Origin of the sequence: Acinetobacter sp. Res13-Abat-PEC15-P4-01, assembly GCF_015676285.1 — a bacterium.
Taxonomy (GTDB): domain Bacteria; phylum Pseudomonadota; class Gammaproteobacteria; order Pseudomonadales; family Moraxellaceae; genus Acinetobacter; species Acinetobacter nematophilus.
Window position 1 is genome coordinate 59,954 of the sequence record NZ_JADAIN010000015.1, and the last position, 24,116, is coordinate 84,069.

Here is a 24,116-nt window from a genome sequence, read left to right on the forward strand (position 1 = left end):
ACTGCCCGTCCAATATATTGAAGATAATGAATCGGCATAAAAAACACGCCATATAGGCGTGTTTTTTATTGAACGTCAAATTACAATGCGGTACGGATATGTTCGCAAGCTGCAAGGTCTGCATATAATGCATGGACTTGTTCAAGCTCATCAAAACGCAACTGAGCAGTAATTGAATGATATTTACCTGTACGCGATGGTTGTACAACGAGGGTTGCTTCATCAAATTCTGGAAAATGTTTAACCAAAATTTCGACGACAGCACCACGTAATTCTTCACCCGCATTACCAATCAATTTAATTGGGTAATCCATTGGAAAAACCCAAAGATGTTCTTGTAATTCGCGAGATGGAGTGCGGTCTAACATTTTTTCACCTCTAATTTATCAACAATGCCTGCAACAGTGCAGGCATTGTGTTTGTCTTAAATACTTAATGGGGTTACTCGATTAATTTTCAAGTCCCGACAGCATTCATAGATCAAGCATTGAAATCAGTCATTTTCAAGGAATGAACGCAAATGTTCAGAACGTGATGGATGACGCAGTTTACGTAAAGCTTTTGCTTCAATCTGACGAATACGCTCACGTGTTACATCAAACTGTTTACCAACTTCTTCCAGAGTATGGTCTGTTGGCATATCAATACCAAAACGCATTTTCAAAACTTTGGCTTCACGTTCAGTCAGGTTTTCAAGCACTTCACGCGTCGCTTCTTTTAAGCCTTCTGAAGTTGCAGCATCCACAGGCGAGGTGATGTTGCTGTCTTCAATGAAATCTCCAAGATGTGAATCTTCATCATCACCGATCGGTGTTTCCATGGAAATTGGCTCTTTGGCAATTTTGAGGACCTTACGTACTTTAACTTCGTCCATCTCCAAACGCTCACCTAATTCTTCAGGAGTGGGTTCACGTCCCATTTCTTGAAGTAATTGACGAGATACACGGTTGATCTTGTTGATCGTCTCGATCATGTGCACAGGAATACGGATTGTACGTGCTTGGTCTGCAATAGAACGAGTAATCGCCTGACGAATCCACCAAGTCGCATAAGTCGAGAATTTATAACCACGACGATATTCAAACTTGTCTACTGCTTTCATCAAGCCAATATTACCTTCTTGAATCAAATCGAGGAATTGCAGACCACGGTTGGTATATTTTTTCGCAATCGAAATTACCAAACGTAAGTTTGCTTCCACCATTTCTTTCTTGGCACGACGAGCTTTCGCTTCACCAATCGCCATACGTTTGGAAATATCTTTAATTTCTTTGACGTTTAGATTAAGTTCTTTCTCGATGTCTGCAATTTTTTGTTGAAATGCCAATACATCTGGGCGAACTTTTTCTAAATAAGCTTTCATCTCAGCAGGCGCTTTGGCAATTTGCTCGTCCAACCATGCTGGATTTGATTCTTGACCTGGGAATGATGTGCGGAATTGCGTACGATCCATACGTCCACGGCGAACTGCATAGCGCATCACTTCACGTTCGGAGGTACGAATCTGCTCATGTGTACCACGGATCATTTCAGAGATAATGTCAAACAAACGTGGTGTGAATTTGAACATCATAAATACAGTGGCAAGTGCTTCCATTGCTTCAACACCTTGAGCGCTATTGCGACCATGTTGAGCAATCGTTGCTTTTGCTGTATTCCAAACCGCTTCTAATTCATCGAAACGAACTTTGGCAATTTCAGGGTCCGGACCAGACTCACCTTCAGAATCATCATCACCTTCTGACTCTTCATCTTCGTCATCATCATCCAGTTTAACGTCTTTGGTCGGTTTGGTTGATGAACTGCTTTCATCATCAACTAAATCTTCTGACTCATCTTCTAAAACTTCAGGAATCTCTTCATCTGTTTCAGGATCTAAATAACCTGAAAGAATATCGGCAAGGCGACGTTCACCTGCTTCATAATCTTTATATTCTTGTAGTACAACTTCTACTGCATTTGGCCAGTAAGCGATGGAATGTAAAACATCACGTATTCCTTCTTCGATACGTTTAGCAATGCTGATTTCGCCTTCACGTGTAAGAAGTTCAACAGTCCCCATTTCACGCATATACATACGTACAGGGTCAGTGGTACGACCAGGTTCATTTTCTACAGAGGCAAGTACAGCAGCAGCTTCTTCTTCTGCAACTTCATCGCCAGCTTCGCTATTCCCATCAAACATTGCATCGTCAGTTTCTGGTGCACGTTCATGAACAGGAATACCGACGTCTTGAAGCATTTGAATAATGTCTTCAATCTGTTCGCTTTCTGTGATTGAGTCTGGGAGATGATCGTTAACCTCAGCGTAGGTTAAGTAACCTTGTTCTTTGCCTCGGCTAATAAGAGCCGCTACTTGTGAAGTAGGGGAATGCATTTCGCTCATCTTTACTCTCTTCTCGTTGAATCTGTGGCAGTGAAAAACCGTGCATGATAGCACAATCTGTTAATATATAGATGTGAATAGCTCAGCTATCCCATCAGAAAACCCGTCAAGAATGGTCTGATAGAATGTTTAGAATTCAAATTCAATCAATTAGGTGGGGCTGAAATTGTTATTTTCAAGATCATCCCGTGCGTTTTTTGTCCGAATTTATCGAAAAACAGCAAGACGCAGGGTGGATTATATCATTGCATAAAATAGGGCTTAAAAAAAGCCCAATTTGGTCGATGAATGCAAAAAAAATAAAAAAAACTTGACAAGTTTTCTGAAGACAGATAAATAGCGCCTAGACCCATTCACTTTTTTTCATTATGAGGTAGTTTTAGTGTCTTCTACAGATTTTGAACTAGATGATAACTACGGTGATGATGATGTTAGTTTTGATGAGTCATCAAGCAAAATTAGCGCCAAAGAATCTTTAGAAAAGCGACGTTTGATCGATGATTTACTTGCACAGCGTCGTTTGGAAAAAGATCTAAAAGATTTTGATTATGACATTGATGATGACGACGATTTTGATGATGAAGATTAAAAATTCATTGGGCATAGGCTTGGAAAATGCTATGCTTAAATCTGATCAAAGTTTATTGGAAACAAAATGAGTGCTTTAGATTTAGACCTGCTGAGCGATTATCTAGATGGTGACCAAAACGAATTTGGTCTAGATTTCGCAGCGACTCACGGTTTCTTGTGCGCAACTGCAGTTGGACCTCGTTTTGATCAATGGCTAGATGAGTTGTTTGATAACAATCAAAAGAAAGTGCCAGCTGAAATTATTGCACAAATCAAAGCATGGCTTGAAGCGATTCGTCAGAACTTGGCCAACGAAGAAGGAATTGAGTTTCCTTTTGAAATTGAAGAAGCAGACGTAGAGTCTAGTTTAGGGGACTGGAGCGTAGGTTTTGTAGACGCAATGTTCCTGAATGAAGATGCTTGGTTTGCACCAGAATATGAAGAGCAAATTGTAGATTTAACACTGCCGATGATGGTATTTAGTGGTGTTGATGATGAAGATCCTCAAATGGAGTCATTCCGCCGTAATGGACAGTTGATGGATGAAATTGCTGAAGAAATTCCAGAAAACCTCAATGAGATTTACTTGATGTATCATACACCAAGTTAATCGACTCAGATAAAAAAGCCTGCTTTCTCCAGAGAAAGCAGGCTTTTTTTGTTTTGCCTATAACACACGGATATGATCATATTGAAGGATATAAATTTGAACTATATCTGCGTATTTACACCATATTTTTTATGTCACGGTTGTCGATCTGCAATTTTCTTTAAATTTTCATGAATTTTAAAAATCACAATCAGCAATTCAGAGTAAACCCGCACGGCCAGACCACCAAATACAATAATCAGTACTGCTGAAATCAAACGGCTAAAAAATCCTGAATATGCGCCATAGCCAAAACCAAACAGTGTCGTCAAAGCAGCGATCACGACACCAATCAATCCGAGCCAATATAATACCGTGACAATTTTAGGGGTAAGCATGTCGTTGAGGGTGAATAAATTATTCATATATTAAGTACCTGTTATATTCTTCATTCAATGTTGTATGTGCATTGGTTTGTAAATGATTAAAATTTGCACTTTTGATATTAAATGAGATTTATTACATAATCAATCTTGCAAATAAAACAGGTTGAATTTCCTCCCGGTTTCAATTGTTCACATACAAATGATTTTTGAGTTATTTAAAAGATACTAATTTCTCTCAAAAATCATGATATCAGAATGTTTTTTTCGAAATTTAGAACTTCGCGAAAAGTAAGCTGCAACCTAAAATGAATAATAGAATCCCAATAATCTGATTGATGATAATTTCATGATCTAAAATTTTATTGCGGATTGTAGGGTGAGCGCAAAATAGGGCAATAAGTGCGAACCAAATGAAATGGCTGATTGAAATGAAGGCGCCATAGGATACTAATTTCAGCGTGGAGTTACCCGCTGTGGTCATCAGTTGTGCAAATAAACTGACGACAAACAGGGTCGTTTTGGGGTTCAGACTATTGGTTAAAAAACCATGTCGAAATGCCTGCCAAGCAGTGATGCCTACACCATTTTCATCCAACTGTACTTTGTTTTGGGTGAAGGTTTTGTATCCCAGATAAATCAAATACCCTGCACCAATATATTGAATCATTTGCAAGAGATAAGGCATATGATTTTTTAAAAAACCGAGTCCCAGTAGACTGTATGCCACATGAATCCAGACACCGCCTGCAATTCCCAGCGCCGTACTTAATCCAATTTTACGACCATATAAATAACTGTTGCGCGTCACTATGGCAAAGTCAGCACCTGGGCTAATAACAGCCAAACAAGTGATTAAGATGACGGCAATCATTTCATTCACTCATGTATTCCTTTTTTAGAAAATAAATTATTGTGTATATTTTTCATATATTTGATTTGGAATAAATCAACAATAATTTTTGACTATCTATGAGTTTTTGGAATAAATATAAGAGTGGTTGAATTTCTTCAAGTTTATTTGCCAATTGCTAGATTTATCTTTGTTGCGGCTGTAAAGATTGAGATCAAGTGATTAAATCATCGCCATTTTAAAGATAGTAAGGGGTGCAGGAGTTTGAACATTTTTTAGAAAGGCATGTGGAAAATTATTTTGCAATTGAATTCATATATTTTATAAGTGCAAAGTAGGAAATGTACCGATTTGATCTAAGGAATGGGTGGGCGGTCAGCATCGTGCTTATCCATTTATACGCTCTAGATTTTCAGATTTGATATTCTTGACTGTACTGACTTAGCTCTTTTTAAGTTTTCGATATAGCCAGTACATGATGAAAATTACCACAATGAAAATAATCACATAGCTCACCTGACTGAAAATCTGTTGCATCAACGCAGTATTGTTTCCAAAGTAATAGCCGACTGCAGCAAGGAAACTGGTCCAGATGACAGTGCCCAGACTGCTGTACAGCATAAACTTCCAGAAGGGCATATGGCTCATACCTGCCGGAATACTAATCAACGAGCGCACAGCTGGAATCATCCGCCCAAAAAAGACCACATTGTGACCATACTTCTCAAACCATTCTAAAGCCTTTTTAACGTCTTCTGTCTTGATAAAGAGATATTTTCCATAGCGATCTATCCAGTCTAAAATTTTTCGATTGGGAATCTTATACCCGACCCAATATAACAAGGCTGCTGCAACAAGTGAGCCCATACTTCCTGCAATAATGACACCTGATAGGAGCAACTGTCCTTGAGATGCGGTAAATCCTGCAGATGGCATAATAATTTCAGAGGGAATAGGGGGGAAAACATTGTCTAAAAACATCAGCAGAGCAATACCGAAGTAACCCAGTTGCTCCATGATCGCAATAATCCAATCAGTCATTTTATATATAAAAATAGGCAGTTATAAACATACTATTGTGTACATTTTAGAAAATATAGTAGGGATTTGTTGTGCTTGAAACTGTTTTGATTAAATCATCAAAAAGCGTATAGAAATTTTTTTATAAATTTAAACCTGATATACAACATCCGACAGATATTTCAAAAAAAGCCGCAGTGGATTAACTACGGCTTTCTGTGGGGAGTGTTCTAAAATTAAAGACGTTTGCGCTTTGCTGCAACAATTTGAGATTGGCGCATTCGGAAACCTTCTTTTTGCTTCTCAGATGTTTTGTCAATGCAGTATTTACAGGATACACCGTGTTCATAACTTGGAAGAGCAGCTTCTTCCGGAATCAATGGCCAACCGCAGGCATGACATTTAATATTTTCACCTTCTTGCATGCCATGTGTGACAGCAGTACGACCATCAAATACGAAGCATTCACCTTCCCACATACTTTCATCAGCAGGGGTTTCTTCAAGATATTTTAAAATACCGCCTTTAAGATGATACACCTCGTTAAAACCTTCTTGTAAAAGCAAAGAAGTCGATTTTTCACAACGAATTCCACCGGTACAGAACATCGCAATTTTTTTGTCTTTATGCTGTTCTAACTCTTTTTTTACGTAGTCTGGAAATTCTCGGAAAGTCTCTGTCTTTGGATCTATGGCACCTTTGAATGTACCCGCCTTATATTCATAATCATTGCGTGTATCAATTAAAATGACATCATCACGAGCAATCAATTCATTCCATTCTTTAGGATCTAAATAGTGACCCACTAGATCACGTGGCTTGACTTCTACACCCAGTGTGACAATTTCTTTTTTAAGTTTAATTTTCATTTTACGGAACGGTTTTTCGGCACTATGGGATTCTTTGTATTCCATCGTGCTGAAACCTTGATCTAACAGGAATTGATGAATTGTATCAATCGCTTGACGGTCACCAGCAACTGTTCCGTTGATTCCTTCATCCGCTACAATAAGAGTACCACACAGGTTGATTGTTTTTACCAACTCTAAGAGACGCTGTTGAAGATCAGCAGGATCTTGAACTTCTTTGAATTGATAAAGTGCGGCAACAACCCAACCAGAGGTCGCTTGCTGTTCTACAGGTGCAAGCTGTTCTACAGTAGCGTTCATGGAGTACTCCAAATATAAAATAGGACAAAATTAAAGGCGGCTATTTTAACGTGATTTGCCGGAATTTGCGAGAAAACCCTAGTATTTGTAGTGCTTTTTTATTCCATGAGAAAAATATGGGTTTTTATACTAAATCTAGTGCTTTAAAATAAACTATATACAATATATAGTATTGCGGAATGATGGTTTTATGCTGGAATCTGCGCAGTTTTGTGGATATAAGGAGTATATTTTGAGTAATGAGCGTCGAATACCAACTTTAACACCATGCGCTGGTCGTTGCTCAACGGTATTTGGTGATTCTGTATGTCGTGGTTGCCGTCGCTTTAATCACGAAGTCATTCAATGGAATACATATAATTCTGATCAACGGTTAGCGGTTTGGAAACGCTTAGATGCGCAGTTAGACCAGATTTTGGTTCCAATGCTTCCGCTTGCGGATTTAAGGCATATAGAAGGTTTTATTCAAGCTAAGCGCATTCGTGTACTCGATTCGGCTTCAAAGGGTCGTAAGCTATATCATGCTTTAAAACTTTGTGAAAAAAATAAGCATCTGGCTGAGGAAAGTGGTTTAGGCATTCAGCCTAAGCAGGTTAAGCCATTATGGGATGAGTTTGAGCGCCGTGTGTTGGCTTTGGCAAAAGCAAGCTATGATTTTGCCTGGTTGCGTGCAGATGGTATTCGACAAAGTATTTTGCATTTGGAAGATGTTTAGATCTTTACGCTATATGTTTTAAAAATAAATTAAAGCGATAAAAAAATCCCAATTCCATCATGTGAATTGGGATTTTTAAATGCAAATTATATTGTCAGTAAATTTCTAAATATTATGTTTGAGGCGGTATTGAACCAATTCCTCGATGGTAATGACAGTCAAATGGTGTGTCTGAGCATAAGCAAGCACTTGAATTCCCGCAGCCATTGTTCCATCCGGATTAGTGACTTCACATAGTACGCCAGCCGGTTTTAGACCCGCCATACGAGCCAAATCAATTGAACCCTCAGTATGACCACGTCGTGTCAATACACCTCCATCGCGACCACGTAATGGGAAAATATGACCGGGACGGTTTAAATCACTTGCTACCGCTCCTGTTTTAATCGCAGCATGAATTGTGGTGGTGCGATCTTTTGCTGAAACGCCTGTTGTAACACCTTGGGCAGCTTCAATGGTCACAGTGAACGCTGTTTTAAATTGACTTGAATTGTCCTGCACCATAGGCGGTAATTCAAGATGGTCTGCGAGTTCATCAGTGAGTGTCAAACAGACAATACCGGAACCATCACGAATCATACGCGCCATGGTTTCGACATTGAGTGTTTCAGCAGCAACAATCAGATCAGCTTCATTTTCACGATCAAAATCGTCCATGACCAAAACAGGTTTGCCTTGGCGCATATCTTCTAAAGCTTGTGCTATACGTTGATCGGCAGGAGATAAAGCAGAAAAGAATATTTCAGGTTGAATTAAACTAGACATTGAAACGCTCTCGTAAAAGTAAAAATACGGTGGAACATTTCAGGACATGTGAAATAGTGGCGTTACAAAAGCATTTCCAATACAAAGTATTGAAATCTATAGCTGTGACGTCGTCTTCTTTCATCCGGACTATACCGTCGGCTTTGGTATTTCACCAAATCTGCAAACCACTGTTGAATGTGATTCGCTCGTGGGCTGTTGGATCATGATTGAAAATCGGTCCAATTTACCACCGGTGGGGAATTACACCCCGCCCTGAAGCGATGTAGATTTATTATAGTCAGTTTTTATTGAAAAGGATGCTTTTTTTTAGAATGATGAGTACTATACTTAGAACAATAGTTGCTATAGAAAATAATCAAATTTATACATCATTTCATCCTATTTATTGTCATAGTGATTCATAACAACAAAGAATAAATAAGAGGGGCGTGCATTGCTTAATATTCAGCAAGAATTATATTCATGGCGAAATGATCACTTTGTTAAGCATTTACAGATTGTGGGATTTGCGCTTATCGCCGTCAGTATTTTATATTTGACTGCAGCAAATTGGTTGATGTTGCCTCACACATTCCAGTTGGCAATTCCTCAGGTTTTATTGTTATCGAGTGCTTTAGCAAGCCTTTTTATGACACAGCATGATTATTTAGTGCAGTGTTTACATACAATGAGTGGTTTAATGCTGGGGTTAAGTTTGGCTGTCATTGGTCAAATTTATCAAACAGGTGCGGATAGCTATCTACTGTTTTTAATCTGGTCGATTTTATTACTTCCATGGCTGTACCGTCCTAATATCGGTGTTTTTAGCTTGATGTGTATTATCAGCCAACTCACCCTATTTTTATTTTTTAAACAAACATTTTGGGCAGATGAATATCCAGTCATATTCTTAGTCAGTTTGAATCTACTTTCATTATTTCAGTTTTATCTTTGCCTTCGTTATTATCAAAAGCTGCGTTATCTGTTTATTTTATGGTTTGGCATTCTTTCAATTTGGCATATGGGGGTATTTCTATATGCAGATGGCAGTTTAGCATTCGCTACAGCCATGGTCTTTACTCTGCTAAAAGTTAAGATCGCATATTTGCTTTCATCATTTTTCCTACTTTCTGTTGCATTGACTTATTTTTATCGTAAAAGGGATCAGCTGTGCAGTGTATTGTCGGCAGTAGGGCTTGGAATAACTTTTACACTGGTGATTTTTAAGTGGATGGAGGGTCTGTTTCGTGAGTCTGAAGTACTTGGATTATTTTTAATCGCACTGGTGATTTTTAGTTGGTTTGCACTGATTACTTATCTGTTGATTAAATTTATCCCTCAAAATAGATTTAACAATATACCTATTGCGGTAGGTGCATGGATTGCAGGTGTCTTATTGGCATCATTGATGCTGACATTTTGGGGTAATTTTTCCTTGATCATGGGCGCAGTTTTTGTGCTATTGGCTGCCTTTATTTTAATGAAAAAACAGACTTTGTTTTTAAGACAATTTGCTTATTGTATATGGGTTGCAGGGCAAAATGCTGTGATTTTCCATACATTTGAATTAACGGATCTATTCTTCCCAATTTTCTTTATTCAACTGATCCTGCTAGCGCTCAGTTATTTTATCCGCACACATTGGTTCTTTGTTTTTATTCAGATATTTGCTTTGTATCTGTCTGGCATTGCGATGATTTGGGACATCAGTACTTTCTTTGGCGTACATCGTTTTGTTGAAAATTTCTCATATCTGGTCCTATTGAGTTATGGGTTTTATCTGGTCATGATCTGGATAGATCGTATTCAACCCCGTCAGTATCAACGAAGTTTAGCACTGGCTAATTTGTTGATTATTCTCTCGTCCTTGGGTTTTTATACTTTATTTGGTCAAGATGAATTGGATCAAATCAAATATATTCCTATCCTCTACTTGGGCTTACCTATTTTATGGTTGGCTTTATTTATGCTGTTGCGGATGCGCAATCAATTTAGCTTGATTGCCCAATTGATATTATTGGCTTTTGCAGCGGTATTGATATTTTATGGTTATTTTGAAATTTTTATTTGTATTGCCATCCTTTCGTGGGCATTGTCACAGCGAGATAAGATTGTCTATGGTCTAGCTTTAGTGACTTTGGTGCTGATCCTGTGGTTTATTTATTATGCCTTGAATGTCAGTTTCCTTGTGAAGAGTCTAAGTATTTTTAGCTCAGGACTACTTTTATTGATACTCACTTGGGTGCTGCATAAATTCCAAATAAAAGAGAGAGTCAATGTATGAAAAAAATCATTCCTCTTTGTCTGGCTTGTATCAGTATCATTATTTTCCTGGGAATAATTTTTAAGAATGAACAACATTTAAAGAATAGCCAAAGTATCTATGTCCGTTTGCAACCTGTAGATCCTCGTTCATTTATTCAAGGGGATTATATGGCACTTAACTATCAGCTTTATTTGATTCCGCAGGATACAAGGCTATCAACTGGTAAGCCCTTAGATGCTGCAAATATCGATAAAGAGTCTACCGAGTCAATCAGTCAGGTATTTTCAGGGCGTTATTATGATGAACATATTAAAAATAAGTCCTCGATTTTGACGTATGTAGTATTAGATCAGCAGCGTCGAGTGATTCATACTTATTTTGCTCCTCCTGAAAATATGGCAACTCTCAAGTTGATATTAAAAAATCCAGACAATCGATATACGTCATTATATCCGGCTTCTAAAAGCTTTTTATTTGCGGAAGGTTTGGGACAATGTTATCAAGCTGCGCATTATGCAGAGTTTAAAGTTGACAAGCAGGGGAATGCGATCCTTGCATCTCTAAAAGGAGAGCAACTACAAGATTTGGACTGTGAAAATAAACAGCGTTGGCGAGATGGATTGCGTTCTACCAACAAAGCATTATAAGCAGATTAGGCAATAAAAAACCCGCATGATTGCGGGTTTTAAAGTTTTTATTGTTGCTTAAGCAACTTGAACAGGAATACAGTTTGCTGTGTGATTCACTGTATTATCTGGATTTGCATAAACAAGCCGTGGTTTGTGCGCATCTGCTTCAGCATTGGTAAAGTCACCAAAGGTTGCAATGATCATTAAATCACCCACATCCGCTTGAAGCGCAGCACCACCATTGACCGAAATAATGCCTGAGCCTTCTTCTCCACGAATCGCATAAGTTGTAAAACGTTTACCATTGGTCACGTTCCACATATGAATTTCTTCATATTCACGAATACCCGCCAAATCCAATAAAATACCGTCGATTGCACAAGAGCCTTCATAATGTAATTCTGCTTGTGTTACAACACAACGATGGATTTTTGCTTTTAATAAACGAGATAGCATGATGCGCGTCTCCAGAGTTGCCCTTACGATTGTTATCTTGCGGTGAATCAACAATTTTCAATAGGGGGGATACATTTGAAAGCGCATTTTGCTCTTAAAAATGAATCATGGCAAGAAAAATTGTTGAACAAGAAAGATAAAATTTAGCGTCAAATTAAGGTTTATAGGCGTTGATTTGATTCATAGCTTGCTGAATCTCACCATTGACCAGTAATTTAGTTCTGCCTAAAGCATGATGTATTGCATCGTCCATCAGTGTCTGTTCACTACTTGGTGCTTTACCAAGAACATGTCCTGAAACTTTTTCTTTAGCACCAGGATGACCAATACCAATACGCAGACGATGAAAATTAGAACCGATATGCGGGACAATGTCACGTAGACCATTGTGTCCACCATGTCCACCACCCGTTTTTAAACGAATTACACCTGGATCCATATCCAGCTCGTCATGGGCGATCAGAATTTCTTCTGGCTTGATTTGATAGAATTTTGCGAAAGGAACAACACTTTGACCAGAAAGGTTCATATATGTTGTTGGTAGTAGCAGACGAACATCTTGTCCTTCTATATTGCCACGACCACTGATTCCTTTGTACTTTGAATCAGTTTTTAAAGTAATGCCATATTGGTCTGCAAGGCGTTCAACGAACCAAAAGCCTGCATTATGGCGGGTTTGGGCATATTCAGAACCTGGATTACCCAAACCAACAATCAGTGAAAGTTTACTCACTCATTTGCACCATTGAACACTTATGCGCGTTTGAAGTCAGCGTGCATAGGCGTGTTTTTAGATGGGTGACGTTGTAACGCTTGGATTTTAACGCTTTCAACTTTACCATCAATGTTGATTTCAACAACTTCTTCAAAGAAAGCATTGCTTTCTAAAGCTTTAACAAGCTCACGAAGTTCTAAAGTTACTGCTACAGGTTCAGCAGCGCCACCGTAGATGATCGCTGGAACTTTATTTTGAAGACGAAGGCGGCGGCTCGAACCTTTCCCTTGAACTGCTTCTTCACGTGCTACTGCATTTAATACGAAGTTTGCCATGATGACATTTCCTCATTGAGTTTAATTGACTGAACTTTCGACCAGTCCAGTGATAGAAAGCCCCACCTAGAGGCAGGGCTTTGAAAATTTTGCGCTATTATAGATAAGAATCAAACATTGCGCTAATAGATTCTTCGTTGTTAATACGACGAATTGTTTCAGCAACCATGCTGGCCACTGAAACTTGGCGAATCTTACCAAGTTTTAAAGCTTCTTCTGAAAGTGGAATTGTGTCAGTAACAACCAATTCATCAATCACAGATTTGCTTAAATTTTCAAGTGCTTTACCAGAAAGTACAGGGTGTGTTGCATAAGCAACCACTTTACGCGCACCAAAAGTTTTTAATGCATCGGCAGCTTTACACAAAGTACCAGCTGTATCGACCATGTCATCCACGATCACACAGTCACGATCACGTACATCACCAATCAAATGCATCACTTGTGATTCATTGGCTTTTTGACGACGTTTATCAATGATAGCTAGGTCGATATCACCCATTTGTTTTGCAACAGCGCGTGCACGTACAACACCACCAACGTCAGGTGAAACCACCATTAGGTTGTGATGCTGTTGTTGACGCAAGTCAGCAAGCAATGCCGGTGTACCGTAGATGTTATCTACAGGGATATCAAAGAAGCCTTGGATTTGGTCAGCATGTAAGTCGATCATGACAACGCGGTCAATTCCAACAGTTGTCAGCATATCTGCAACAACTTTTGCTGTAATTGGAACACGTGTTGAACGTGGGCGACGGTCTTGACGAGCATAACCAAAGTAAGGAATTACAGCGGTAATACGACCAGCACTTGCACGACGCAGAGCATCAGCCATGACTAAGATTTCCATCAGGTTATCATTGGTCGGGGCACAAGTGGGTTGTACGATAAATACGTCTTTACCACGCACATTTTCAGTAATTTCGACAGTGATTTCACCATCAGAAAATTTACCTACAGCAGCAGCTCCAAGAGGAATGTGCAAGTGGCTAACGACTTTTTGGGCGAATTGTGGATGCGCAGTTCCACTAAAAACGACAAGATTGGGCATGAAGCACCCTTGGCGGTTGGCAGATTTGAAATTAGATGGCAGGGGCGGCTGGATTCGAACCAACGGATGCCGAGATCAAAACCCGGTGCCTTACCACTTGGCGACGCCCCTAATGCGGCAGAATTTTAGTGTTTTTGCATGTTTCTGTCAAGGTAAATCAACATTAAATGCAAATACCATGTTCTGTCTTTTTTGAGAAAATGGCAGGGGCGGCTGGATTCGAACCAACGGATGCCGAGATCAAAACCCGGTGCCTTACCACTTGGCGACGCCCCTAATTCGATGTTGTATTTAATGGCAGGGGCGGCTGGATTCGAACCAACGGATGCCGAGATCAAAACCCGGTGCCTTACCACTTGGCGACGCCCCTAAAATACAACGATCTATACAGATGAAAATGATGGCAGGGGCGGCTGGATTCGAACCAACGGATGCCGAGATCAAAACCCGGTGCCTTACCACTTGGCGACGCCCCTATCATTACACTTTAAAATGAGTGAGTGGTGATTCATTCAAACTGTTCACCAAAAAGGCTTTGCAGGGTGAATGATTTAAAATATCATCAATCTTCATTTGTTCAGTGACTTCAACAAAAACACAAGCACCTGTACCTGTAAGCTTTGCTGTACCGAACTGATCTAAATACTGCATGGCTTCATCAACTTCAGGATATAAACTTCTTGCCAATGGCTCAAAGCTATTTCTGAAATCAGATGGCTTTAGCTGATAGGCGCAAAATTTAGTAGGCTTCGTATCTCTTGTCAATGTTTTTTGTGAAAAAAGTCGTTGAGTGCTGATAAAACAGTCAGGTTTTAACACAATGTATTGTTTTTGATCTAAGTCTATGAATGTTAAGTGTTCACCAATCCCTTCTGCCCAGGCATTACGACCATGCACAAAGATAGGAACATCTGCACCCAATTTAACGCCAAGTGCTGCCAACTGTTCAGTATTTAACCCACACTGCCATAATTGGTTTAAGACGATCAGTGTTGTTGCTGCATTTGATGAGCCTCCACCTAAGCCAGCTCCCATGGGAATATTTTTTTCGATACGAATATTCAAACCACTTGAGTGTTTTGCATGAGGAAGTAGCATGTGTGCTGCTCTGTAGATCAGGTTTTGTTCCAGATCTACATGCTCCAATCCTTCAATTACGATTTGATTAGAATCTGTTTGGCTAAATTCCAGCCAGTCATATAAATCAATGAGCTGAAAAATACTCTGCAACTCGTGATAACCGTTTTCACGGCGACCAGTAATATGCAAAAACAGGTTTAATTTTGCAGGTGAGGGAACACGAAGCATAGATTTGATTGCCTGATGTTGAGATTTAACGGTTTTGAATCACCATTGTAATACGATTTTCCTGACCTGATTCAAGTTGTTGCTTTAAAATCAGCTTGTTGGGTAAGGTTGCCTGATTGTTATAGTTGAAATCCACGGTCCAACCATCTTCAACGATTTGAGAAATACGTTGAGTTGAGTCACGTGCGACTTGTGCATTTTCAGTAGCAGGATAGCCTTGAACCCAATCAACGATATGTGTGATGGGGGCAACCCAACCTGTGGCTTTTTCAAGAAGCTGTTCAGGGCTTTCAGCTGAAATTAAGCCAGTCTTGGCGCTATTTAAAGTAACTTCACCGGACTTGCCTTCAATAATAGTTTTACCAAGACCCAAGATACCATTTAGCTGGATATTGAAGTCATGGTCGTTTTGCGCCCACGTATAGAATGCACTACCCGATTGCTTGGGGGTTTTTACACCGATTTTTCCCTCAAGGTTGAATTGATTCGACGGTTTTTGAGTTGAACCATCTGTTGGTTCCAGTGTAGGCGTAGTTACAACAGGTTTAACCACTTGCTGACACCCTGTAAAAGCGAGTGTTGCTGTTGCAGTAAGGGCAAAGATGATTTGCTGAATGTGACGCATATAGGCGATTAACTCTTTTTAATATGTTGCGGTAATATTAATGAATCTAATTGATTTAATTGAGGATCATTTGGATGATTTTGTTTGAGTTGTTGTAACACTTCATTAAATTGCGGCAATGCACCTTGCATATACAACGACTTTGCATATCGGATGCCAATATTAATACTATGACTCAAACTATAAGCCTTGGAGAGAATATTCGAGGCAGCATCAAAATCATTTTGCAAAAAGGTAATATATCCCAGAGTATCCAAAATAGATGCTTGATCAGGAGCATATTCCAGTGCGTGTTCAGCATAGCGTCGCGCCTCGTCTAGACGTCGATTTTGCAGAGCCAGGGTATAGGCATAAGCATTTAGATAAGCCGGATTATTGGGCTCTAAACTCAATAATTGTTTGAGTGCTTTATCCAGAATATCGCGATTTTCAAACGGGTCTAGCAGTAAAATTTCAGAGTATAAAATTTCGGGGTCGTCGGGTAGATTCTTGACAGCTTCATTGAGCAAACTCAAAGCTGCTTTTTTATTGCCCATACGTTTTAAAATTTCTGCTTGTGCTTGATACAAGAAACTTGCATGTTGTGGATAATTTACACGTTCCTGAGTCAAAAAGCGCAGAGCATCATTCATTTTATTTTGTCTTTCAAAAATCGAGACAAGATTTCGACGTGAAACCGTATATAAATTTCCATCCACTAAACGATAATAGGCTTTTGCGGTTTCGTCATTCTGCTTACGCTCAGCATTGACCGCTAAATAAAAATAAGCTTCGTTTTGATAGCGAGACGAATAACGTAATTCAACCAAGTACTGTTCAGCCTGGTCAAATTTTTTTAAATCAATTGCCGTTAAGCCAGCAATAAACAAAGCTTCCTCAGCATCGGGCCATGTTTGAATAATGGTTTCCAATTTATCCAATGCCAGTTCAGGTTGATGCGTTTTAATCAGGTATTTGACTTCGGCGAGTCGAATATCATAGTTATATTTGTTTTTGCGACTGCTGCGATTGTACCATTTTAAGGTTTCCTCTTGATCTCCTAATGCCTCGAGCAGGTTGGCTTTCATGAGAATAAAACCAGTCACTTTTGGACGCTTTTTCAATGCTTTATTGACTGTCTTAAGTGCTTGTTCAATCTCATCACTTTGTGCTTCTAAACCTGCAATTAAGATTAACACTGAAGGATTATTTTTTTCTTTGCTCGCTCGAAGTGTGCTGAGTAGATTTTGACGGTCAACTTCAGACTCAGGAGCAATTCCTTCTAGAATTTTTTCTAAATCAGCATTTGGATCGATTGTGAGAATACTGTCGAGCGTTTCAGCAGCCAGTTCATACTCATGTGATTTGAGTGCAATATGTGCCAAATAAAATTTAGCAGGAACATCTTCAGGTTCTTGTACAACCCAATGCGTTGCAATATCTAATGCTGCTTTTAAATCATTTTGTTCAATCGCTACATTGAGCGCACGTTGTTTAATGGTGGTCGAATTACTGCGAATTGCCAATACCGTATAATTGTGTAAAGCAGTTGCTGTATCATGATATGCCAGTGAAAATTCAGCAATGATGCTTTGTTTTAATGCATTTGTATTATATTTTGCATGATAAAATTCTCCAGATGCTCTAATATGAGCACTAGAAGCCATGCTACCAACCAGTAAGAATGTGGTAGAATATTGCTTAATTGTCATGCCGCTTAAGCGGTTGTTTATTTGACGCAATTTTTCCGAATCCAAGTATGCTTTTTATGACACCGTTATTGCACAATAGCATAAATTTAGCGAAATGATGATCTGATATGTCTTTCTTTGCATTGGGTGTCAACCATCAAACTGCCTCTGTTGAGCTTCGTGAGCAGATTGCTTTTAATCCAGAACGATTAAAAGATTTGCTGACGCAGCAAAGCCACAGCCAAAATTTAAATGATATGGTGGTGGTCTCAACATGTAACCGCACTGAAGTCTACGCCATGGCTGAAAATGCCGATATGGTATTAAATTGGCTTGCCCAAACCAATGGTATTGATGTAAAGCAATTGTCAAATCATGTATATCGTTATGAAAATACAGATGCTGTTTCACATTTAATGCGTGTTGCCAGTGGCTTGGATTCTTTGATGTTGGGTGAACCTCAGATTTTGGGACAGGTCAAATCCGCATTGTCAATCGCTAAAAATGCTGAAATCGTTTCACAGAATCTCAATCAGATTTTTGAATATGCCTTTTATGCAGCTAAACGTGTGCGCTCTGAAACGGCAGTCGGAAGTCATGCCGTATCGATGGGCTATGCAGTTGCACAGCTTGCTTTACAAGTATTTAGCAAGCCTGACAAACTGACGGTGATGGTGGTTGCAGCAGGTGAAATGAATAGCCTGGTGGCTAAACACTTGGCTGAAATGGGTGTGGCAAAAATTCTCATTTGCAATCGAAGCCGTGAACGTGCAGAAAAGCTAGCACAAGAAATTGCACATCGTGTTGAGGTGGAAATCATTCCTTTTGATGAACTTGCAACTCAACTTTATCGTGCTGATGTAATTTCAAGTTGTACTGGGAGCTTACATCAGGTAATTGCTTATACTGATGTAAAAGCGGCACTAAAAAAACGACGTTATCAACAAATGCTTATGGTCGATTTAGCTGTTCCCCGTGATATAGATCCGAAAGTTGAAAGTCTGGATGGTGTTTATCTTTATGGGGTGGATGATTTACAGAGTGTGATTGATGAAAATCTAGCTCAACGTCGGCAGGCTGCCGTTGAAGCTGAGGTGATGGTCAATCAACTGGTCACTCAATTGGTTACGCATCAGAAAGTCAAAGATGCGGGCAGTACCATTCAGCAATTCCGCGAGCATGGTGAAGAGCAACGTCAAGCGGAACTTGCACATGCCTTGGAGCGTATTCAAGCAGGTGAAGATACTCAGCATGTATTAGAGGATTTTGCCCACCGCCTGACCCAAAAATTATTACATCCTGCCTCGATTTTACTGCGTCAAGCAGCCCAGGATGAAGATCCATCTCATTTTGAATGGATGAAAGAAAATATTCAGGATATTTTTGAGCAAGAACGAAAACCTAAAGCAAAATAGAAAAATTTCATTCAGTTGAATGCGGTGTTTTAAATGAATCAAGGTGACATATTTTAAGATTGAATTATAAAAAATATTAATTTTTCAATATCTTATTTTGTTATGCGTCCTGAAAAACAGACCTTCTCATAGCTTTGCTTTCGAATAGTTTTGACATTCAGTAATACAACCCACAGAAGCCGTTAAGCGACATGCGCTTCAAGATATGGATTGTATGTTAGCTATGAACCAACTTTAAACTAATTTGTTTTGTTAATTCATTGAGTTGTTTACGTAAATTACGAGACTCACTTAATGAGGCTGGTGCTTTAAGTTTTTGCTTTAAATACTTTTCTTGTAATGCCAGAGAGTAGTCCGAAGCTAACTTATCTGCCATTTCCGGCGCTTCTGTCAAAGCTTGAATATTGGTTCGTTGCATAATTTCGGATAATTCTAAGTGATATGCACTGCAAGCACCTAAAATATAATAGGTTGCCAGTTCTTGATCATCGGGCAAATCATCAAAAATACGGTCAAAAACAGCGAGGACTTTTGCCAGCAATTCATCTGGATGAATAAATGCACGCAAGACTTCAAAGTGAATATATAAAAATGGATGCTGCATCAGAATGGCAACAGCAAAGTCTTCATCTTTGGTACGAATGTTAAATGACAGCGATGCATCCAAGCTGACTTGAGGCTGCCATTTGCGGTTAAAGCCCAGCTTTTCTTTAAAAAATTGTCTTAACAGATAACGATATGAACCTTGTTTGGGAAGTAGCTCAGTCAATTGATTCAGTTCAGCCATCACCTGACTTTTCCCTTCAGGCGTTGTAACGTCATAATTTTGGCTCAATAAGGCAAAGACAAAATCTGATAATAATGGAGATTGTTGCCAGATCCGCTGAAAAGTTTCCAGACCTTCCTTGCGAATTAAAGAGTCTGGATCATGTTCTTTGGGAAGTACAAAGAATTTAAGTTCACGTCCATCATTTAACAAGGGCAAGGCGATTTCTAAAGTTCGACGAGCGGCTTTTTGACCTGCTGCATCTCCATCAAACGCAATGGTGATCTGATTGTTTTGTTTAAATAAAATACTTAAATGATCGGCATTGCTTGCTGTACCGAGGGTTGCCGTTGCACCAGAAATTCCATTTTGCTGTAGCGCAATAACATCCATATAACCTTCAACCATGAGCCAGTTTTGAGCACGGTCTTTGCGCCCCTCATACAAGCCATAGAGAAGTTGATTTTTATGGAAAACTTCTGAATCTGGGGAGTTGATATATTTTGGTTTGATCTCGTCATTGAGCGCACGTCCCCCGAAACCAACGACACGACCTTTATGGTCTCGGATAGGAAATATTACCCGATCACGAAGTAAATCAAAGTCACGTCCACTATCACTGGTACGAATCAAACCCAGTAATTTTAGACCTTCAATATCTTGAGGGAATGCTTTTTCTAAATGTTGCCAATCTTCAGGTGCATAACCCAAACGCCAATATTGAATGGTTTCGGTACTTAAACCACGATGCTTAAAGTAATTTTGTGCAACTTTACTCTGTGGTAATTGGCGTTCATAGAATTGAGCGATATTTTCAAGTAAGTCGTAAAGATTCCCATCTTGTGGAATGTGTTCAAAGCCTGTCTGATCAAATTGAGTGGGATCAAAATGTTCTGGATCTGGATATTGATTAAATGCCTCAAAAGGATCCATTTCAAAAACAGGGGGGCGTGCTGATTTCTGTTCATTTGACGATGAATCTACATTTTTATTTTCTTGGATTTGAACTGGAGGTCTGGCTTGTGGTTTTACCGTTTCACGCTTGTAAGACAACTTTTTATTGTCCTGGTTGTCTTTAGGAAGCTCTACACCTGCGTGACTGGAAAGCTCTTTCATGACATCGACAAAGTTTCGATTATCAATATCCATGAGAAAACGGATGGCATTGCCGTTTGCCTGGCAACCAAAGCAATGATAATACTGTTTGTCACGATATACATGAAAAGAAGGGGACTTTTCCTGATGAAAAGGGCAGCAACCTGAATAGGTGCGACCCGTTTTTTTCAATTTCACACGTTGACCGATGAGATCGACAATATCGGTACGATCTAAAATTTGATCTATTGTGTGCTGAGGAATAGCCATAAAGTTAAAGTCATGTATCGTGATCAGTCTTTTTTAAGTTTAACGCAGTTTTAAACTTAAAAATATCCATGAATAAAAAAGACGGGTAAAAAACCCGTCTTGATTTTTCGCGATCATGTCCTGTCAAAGACGATATTTCCTATCACGCATTATTTACGTTGACCGTCATATAGGCTTTCATCTGCTCGAGCAGGTTCTTTTGAAACTTCACGATTCGGACGATCAAGCAAGCCAAAGCTAACTTTATTCAATAGGCTTGACTTCTGTTCTGAGTGGGTTGATGTTTCCGTATTTGTATCTTTTGATACTTCAGCTTTTTCGCCGCGACCCAAAATACCAAGAGTCGCGCGGTTCCACCAGCTTCCTTCTTTACGAGCAGCACGTAGATTGACTTCACCATTGGATTTAACAAGGTTTGGATAATTCAGTTTAAGTACTTCAATATACTGTTGTGCAGTATCTTTATCACCCAGCTTGTCGTAACCATACGCCATGGTGGCTAAAGCTTCAGGAATTTGTGGAGTTTGTGGGTAATGTTCAACCACCCATTGTGAACGTTCGATTGCCGCCAAATAAGCCTTGCGTTTAAGATTGAAACGGGCAGTATTCATCTCACTTTCAGCCAACTCCTGACCGATGTATTTCATGCGTTGCGCAGCATCAACCGAATATTGACTGGATGGATAGCGACGAATCAAATCAACAAAGTTTTGATAAGCATTTTTTAAGTAACCGACATCCCGATGTGCCTGTTTCAATGAAGTATAACGAAGCAAGCTGTCATAATTTTGCTCCATGTTTGCAACACCACGCACATAATAGGCGTAGTCTAAATTTGGATGTTGAGGATTTAAGCGAATGAAACGGTCTGCCAGTGCAATTGTGCCTTCATAGTCTTTTTGCTTGAACTTGGTATAAAGCAGTTCAAGTTGAGCCTGTTGTGCATACTGTCCTGTTGGAAAGTAAGTATCCATTGCTTCCAATGCTTTGGCAGCATCACCGTATTGCCCACGGTCTAGTGATTTTATCGCATTATTGTAATAAGTCTGCTCATTTGATTTTGGACCTGTATCGACAACCTCCTTCTTGGGATTGCTGCTACAACCTACAAATACTGTTGCTAAGCCTACAGTTAAAGCAAGCATTGTGACTTTATAACGTGGTAGCGACATAAAAATTCCTCTGTTGATACGGGCAATAGGCTACAATTGCGCTATTAAACCATTTTTGTCCGAATGAGCAAATGACTTCAGCACACTCTTCTAATTCTAATTTCTCAGAAAATGATTTCAATTTACTTGAAGATTCTGAGGATGCAGATAATCATAATTCTGCACCAACTGCAACACGTTTATCGTTGCAATTTCAACTGGATGAAAGCTATTTAGGGCAACGTATTGACCAAGTTGCTGCACTGGTTTGGAGCGAGTTTTCTCGTGAAAAACTTAAGCAGTGGATGAAAGAAGGTCATTTGTTGGTAAATGGTAACACGGTCAAGCCTAAGTATAAATGTGAAGGCAATGAACAGTTAAGTCTTAATGTGGAACTGGAAACCCAAACTTCTGCGCAGCCTGAGAATATTCCTTTAAATATTGTCTATGAAGATGACGATATTATGGTCATCAATAAACCTGTAGGTATGGTTGTACATCCAGGTGCAGGTAATCCAAATGGTACTTTGGTGAATGCTTTACTTTACCACTATCCTAAATCTGCTGAATTAACCCGAGCGGGGTTGGTTCATCGCATTGATAAAGATACCAGTGGCTTATTGGTTGTCGCTAAAAACTTAGAAGCTCAGTTTTCTTTGAGCAAGCAATTGGCTAAAAAATCAGTCTATCGTGTTTATGATCTAATTTGTTATGGTCATATCATTGCAGGTGGAACAATTGATGAACCGATCAAGCGGCATCCTGTAGATCGTGTCAAAATGGCGATCTTGCCGGGTGGTCGCGATGCAGTGACACATTATAATGTTAAGGAGCGTTTTCAGCATTTTACGCGTGTACAAGCACAATTAGAGACGGGGCGTACCCATCAGATTCGCATCCACTTTACCTATATTGGTTACCCATTGGTTGGTGATCCTGTCTATGTAAGTCGCGTTAAAGTACCTGCTGGGGCTTCGGAAAAGCTAAGCAGTACTTTGCGTAATTTTAAACGCCAAGCTTTGCATGCCTCTAAATTAGGACTCATTCATCCGCGCACTCAAGAGGAAATGATGTTTGAAGCACCTTGGCCAGAAGATTTCACAAACTTGGTAGAAGTTTTACGTTCTGAAAATAAAGCATATTGATTGATTTAAAAATAAATTGACGATTAATGGAGAACCACATGCAATTTGTTCAAGGATTACCTCAAGGTGTGTATGTGGGGCAAACACATATACAACATCCACTGGCATTGCCATCTGTACAGCCAGAGTTGGAAGGTTTGAATTTAGCATTGCATGTGAATGATGATCCGCAACGGGTACAGCAGCATCGGATGATTTTACTAGATGAATTTGCTGTGCACGGTGTCAAAAAGATCACATGGATGACCCAAACACACAGTACGATTTGCCACAGCATCAATGAAGAAATTACAGTGAATGCTTTAGTGGGAGATGGGTTGGTGACGCAGACACAGGGTCATGCCTTGATGATGATGACTGCGGATTGTTTACCTGTGGTTTTGGGAAATGCGGAGGGTACTGAAGTTGCTAATTTACATGCAGGTTGGCGAGGTTTAGCAGGTGGAATTATTGAAAATACCATTTCAGCAATGACATCCCAACCCACATGGGCATGGTTAGGGGCTGCAATCAGTCAACCCTGTTTTGAAATTGGCGAGGAAGTAAAAGCTGCTTTTTGTACGAAATATGCTGCATTGGAAAATGCTTTTATTGATGGTGAACAGGCCGGTAAATACTATGCGGATTTATATGCCATTGCCCGCTATATTCTACAACAGCAGGGCGTTGAAACTGTCACAGGGGGGGATCAGTGTTCTTATCGTCAGTCTGACGACTTTTACTCCTACCGTCGTCATCCTAAAACAGGTCGTATGGCAACTTTTGTATTTATGCAAAAATAAAATTT

Annotated in this window: 24 protein-coding genes, 4 tRNA genes and 1 riboswitch; of the genes, 8 read left to right on the forward strand and 20 right to left on the reverse strand. The window is 39.5% G+C overall.

Annotated elements, in window-relative coordinates; translation table 11 throughout:
* Window positions 1-80 precede the first annotated feature (80 nt).
* Both IMO47_RS05300 and rpoD read right to left on the reverse strand, forming a co-directional pair.
* On the reverse strand, window positions 81-368 hold the full coding sequence (locus IMO47_RS05300) for a DUF493 domain-containing protein (RefSeq protein ID WP_004828246.1): 288 nt from the start codon (window positions 366-368) through the stop codon (window positions 81-83).
* Window positions 369-493: 125 nt separating this feature from the next.
* Window positions 494-2,440, reverse strand: a complete 1,947-nt coding sequence (gene rpoD, locus IMO47_RS05305) for an RNA polymerase sigma factor RpoD (protein ID WP_277922760.1) — start codon at window positions 2,438-2,440, stop codon at window positions 494-496.
* Window positions 2,441-2,768: 328 nt separating this feature from the next.
* Between rpoD and IMO47_RS05310 the strand changes: the two genes are divergently transcribed.
* Both IMO47_RS05310 and IMO47_RS05315 read left to right on the forward strand, forming a co-directional pair.
* Entirely contained in the window at window positions 2,769-2,975 is a 207-nt protein-coding gene (locus IMO47_RS05310; RefSeq protein ID WP_004722524.1) for a hypothetical protein, read from the forward strand.
* Window positions 2,976-3,041: 66 nt separating this feature from the next.
* Complete coding sequence (locus IMO47_RS05315) at window positions 3,042-3,566, forward strand: YecA family protein (protein ID WP_196076084.1); 525 nt, start codon at window positions 3,042-3,044, stop codon at window positions 3,564-3,566.
* Between the two features lie 134 nt (window positions 3,567-3,700).
* Here the strand turns inward: IMO47_RS05315 and IMO47_RS05320 are convergent, their stop codons facing one another.
* The 4 genes from IMO47_RS05320 to IMO47_RS05335 form a co-directional block, all read right to left on the reverse strand.
* On the reverse strand, window positions 3,701-3,970 hold the full coding sequence (locus IMO47_RS05320; protein WP_196076085.1) for a DUF4282 domain-containing protein: 270 nt from the start codon (window positions 3,968-3,970) through the stop codon (window positions 3,701-3,703).
* 232 nt (window positions 3,971-4,202) lie between these two features.
* Entirely contained in the window at window positions 4,203-4,811 is a 609-nt protein-coding gene (locus tag IMO47_RS05325) for a LysE family translocator (RefSeq protein WP_196076086.1), read from the reverse strand.
* A gap of 411 nt (window positions 4,812-5,222) precedes the next feature.
* Entirely contained in the window at window positions 5,223-5,798 is a 576-nt protein-coding gene (locus IMO47_RS05330) for a DedA family protein (protein ID WP_196076116.1), read from the reverse strand.
* A gap of 239 nt (window positions 5,799-6,037) precedes the next feature.
* Window positions 6,038-6,970 (reverse strand): rhodanese-related sulfurtransferase, encoded by a 933-nt coding sequence (locus IMO47_RS05335; protein ID WP_196076087.1) that lies wholly within the window; start codon window positions 6,968-6,970, stop codon window positions 6,038-6,040.
* A gap of 232 nt (window positions 6,971-7,202) precedes the next feature.
* Here IMO47_RS05335 and IMO47_RS05340 point away from each other — a divergent pair, with 232 nt between their 5' ends.
* Window positions 7,203-7,685, forward strand: a complete 483-nt coding sequence (locus tag IMO47_RS05340) for a DUF1289 domain-containing protein (RefSeq protein WP_196076088.1) — start codon at window positions 7,203-7,205, stop codon at window positions 7,683-7,685.
* Between the two features lie 105 nt (window positions 7,686-7,790).
* On the opposite strand, the gene ribB is transcribed toward IMO47_RS05340, so the two are convergent.
* Window positions 7,791-8,450, reverse strand: coding sequence for a 3,4-dihydroxy-2-butanone-4-phosphate synthase (gene ribB, locus IMO47_RS05345; protein WP_196076089.1), 660 nt, complete (start codon window positions 8,448-8,450; stop codon window positions 7,791-7,793).
* A 108-nt stretch (window positions 8,451-8,558) separates the two neighbouring features.
* A riboswitch (FMN riboswitch) is annotated at window positions 8,559-8,716 on the reverse strand.
* A 170-nt stretch (window positions 8,717-8,886) separates the two neighbouring features.
* Here ribB and IMO47_RS05350 point away from each other — a divergent pair.
* Together IMO47_RS05350 and IMO47_RS05355 are read left to right on the forward strand one after the other, a co-directional pair.
* Window positions 8,887-10,716, forward strand: coding sequence for a DUF2157 domain-containing protein (locus IMO47_RS05350; RefSeq protein ID WP_196076090.1), 1,830 nt, complete (start codon window positions 8,887-8,889; stop codon window positions 10,714-10,716).
* A complete protein-coding gene (locus tag IMO47_RS05355) occupies window positions 10,713-11,345 on the forward strand; it encodes a GDYXXLXY domain-containing protein (RefSeq protein WP_196076091.1) in 633 nt (210 codons plus the stop codon). The genes IMO47_RS05350 and IMO47_RS05355 overlap by 4 nt, the downstream gene beginning before the upstream one ends.
* A gap of 57 nt (window positions 11,346-11,402) precedes the next feature.
* On the opposite strand, the gene panD is transcribed toward IMO47_RS05355, so the two are convergent.
* The 11 genes from panD to IMO47_RS05410 all read right to left on the reverse strand — a co-directional run bounded on the left by panD (window position 11,403) and on the right by IMO47_RS05410 (window position 17,538).
* Window positions 11,403-11,783, reverse strand: a complete 381-nt coding sequence (panD, locus tag IMO47_RS05360; protein ID WP_004722504.1) for an aspartate 1-decarboxylase — start codon at window positions 11,781-11,783, stop codon at window positions 11,403-11,405.
* Between the two features lie 154 nt (window positions 11,784-11,937).
* A complete protein-coding gene (gene pth / locus IMO47_RS05365) occupies window positions 11,938-12,516 on the reverse strand; it encodes an aminoacyl-tRNA hydrolase (RefSeq protein ID WP_196076092.1) in 579 nt (192 codons plus the stop codon).
* 20 nt (window positions 12,517-12,536) lie between these two features.
* Complete coding sequence (rplY, locus tag IMO47_RS05370; RefSeq protein ID WP_151812193.1) at window positions 12,537-12,833, reverse strand: 50S ribosomal protein L25; 297 nt, start codon at window positions 12,831-12,833, stop codon at window positions 12,537-12,539.
* A 97-nt stretch (window positions 12,834-12,930) separates the two neighbouring features.
* Window positions 12,931-13,884 (reverse strand): ribose-phosphate pyrophosphokinase, encoded by a 954-nt coding sequence (locus tag IMO47_RS05375; protein WP_004828271.1) that lies wholly within the window; start codon window positions 13,882-13,884, stop codon window positions 12,931-12,933.
* A 36-nt stretch (window positions 13,885-13,920) separates the two neighbouring features.
* A tRNA-Gln gene (locus tag IMO47_RS05380) sits at window positions 13,921-13,995 on the reverse strand.
* Window positions 13,996-14,085: 90 nt separating this feature from the next.
* A tRNA-Gln gene (locus tag IMO47_RS05385) sits at window positions 14,086-14,160 on the reverse strand.
* Window positions 14,161-14,179: 19 nt separating this feature from the next.
* Window positions 14,180-14,254: transfer RNA gene (locus IMO47_RS05390), tRNA-Gln, on the reverse strand.
* Window positions 14,255-14,285: 31 nt separating this feature from the next.
* Window positions 14,286-14,360: transfer RNA gene (locus IMO47_RS05395), tRNA-Gln, on the reverse strand.
* 4 nt (window positions 14,361-14,364) lie between these two features.
* Complete coding sequence (ispE, locus tag IMO47_RS05400) at window positions 14,365-15,192, reverse strand: 4-(cytidine 5'-diphospho)-2-C-methyl-D-erythritol kinase (RefSeq protein WP_196076093.1); 828 nt, start codon at window positions 15,190-15,192, stop codon at window positions 14,365-14,367.
* 25 nt (window positions 15,193-15,217) lie between these two features.
* Entirely contained in the window at window positions 15,218-15,817 is a 600-nt protein-coding gene (gene lolB / locus IMO47_RS05405; RefSeq protein ID WP_196076094.1) for a lipoprotein insertase outer membrane protein LolB, read from the reverse strand.
* Between the two features lie 8 nt (window positions 15,818-15,825).
* Entirely contained in the window at window positions 15,826-17,538 is a 1,713-nt protein-coding gene (locus IMO47_RS05410; RefSeq protein ID WP_196076095.1) for a hypothetical protein, read from the reverse strand.
* Window positions 17,539-17,615: 77 nt separating this feature from the next.
* On the opposite strand from IMO47_RS05410, the gene hemA reads away from it, so the two are divergent.
* Complete coding sequence (hemA, locus tag IMO47_RS05415) at window positions 17,616-18,902, forward strand: glutamyl-tRNA reductase (protein ID WP_196076096.1); 1,287 nt, start codon at window positions 17,616-17,618, stop codon at window positions 18,900-18,902.
* A 217-nt stretch (window positions 18,903-19,119) separates the two neighbouring features.
* Here the strand turns inward: hemA and IMO47_RS05420 are convergent, their stop codons facing one another.
* A complete protein-coding gene (locus tag IMO47_RS05420; RefSeq protein WP_196076097.1) occupies window positions 19,120-21,033 on the reverse strand; it encodes a CHC2 zinc finger domain-containing protein in 1,914 nt (637 codons plus the stop codon).
* Window positions 21,034-21,182: 149 nt separating this feature from the next.
* Window positions 21,183-22,205: an outer membrane protein assembly factor BamD gene (locus IMO47_RS05425; RefSeq protein WP_196076098.1), complete on the reverse strand. Its 1,023-nt coding sequence runs from the start codon at window positions 22,203-22,205 to the stop codon at window positions 21,183-21,185.
* Window positions 22,206-22,276: 71 nt separating this feature from the next.
* Here IMO47_RS05425 and rluD point away from each other — a divergent pair, with 71 nt between their 5' ends.
* Window positions 22,277-23,329 carry a 23S rRNA pseudouridine(1911/1915/1917) synthase RluD gene (rluD, locus tag IMO47_RS05430; RefSeq protein WP_196076099.1) on the forward strand — a complete coding sequence of 351 codons (1,053 nt, stop codon included), beginning with the start codon at window positions 22,277-22,279 and terminating at the stop codon, window positions 23,327-23,329.
* A 38-nt stretch (window positions 23,330-23,367) separates the two neighbouring features.
* A complete protein-coding gene (gene pgeF, locus IMO47_RS05435; RefSeq protein ID WP_196076100.1) occupies window positions 23,368-24,111 on the forward strand; it encodes a peptidoglycan editing factor PgeF in 744 nt (247 codons plus the stop codon).
* Window positions 24,112-24,116 lie beyond the last annotated feature (5 nt).